Annotated in this window: 1 protein-coding gene; it reads right to left on the bottom strand. The window is 71.4% G+C overall.

Annotation, left to right across the window (positions count from 1 at the left end; translation table 11 throughout):
* A partial coding sequence (locus KVT38_RS33860; protein ID WP_217598096.1) for a glycoside hydrolase family protein occupies positions 1 to 255 on the bottom strand: 255 nt, incomplete at both ends.

Genomic DNA, 255 nt, shown 5'->3' with positions numbered 1-255 from the left:
GCGCCCCGGTCGCCGGGTTCGCGGGCGTGATCCCACCCCCAGAGGGCGTATCCGCGTACCGACCCGCCCGCTTGCTCGTCGACGAGTGCGGAAGGGTCGAACGCGCCTGCCGCATTGGCCGCCGGCCAGTCGCACATGACGGGATCGGTAAAAGGCCCCGCGGGGCTGTCGCTTATCGCCATGACACATTTCGGTCCGCTATCGCCGTAACCGGGGACCGTGCCGCCCGCGTGCCGGGCCGGACCTTGAACGCCG

Source organism: Cohnella sp. GbtcB17 (assembly GCF_019091135.1).
GTDB lineage: Bacteria > Bacillota > Bacilli > Paenibacillales > Paenibacillaceae > Cohnella.
The sequence above is the reverse complement of the archived record's forward strand: the minus strand, read 5'-3'. Positions and strand labels throughout refer to the sequence as shown.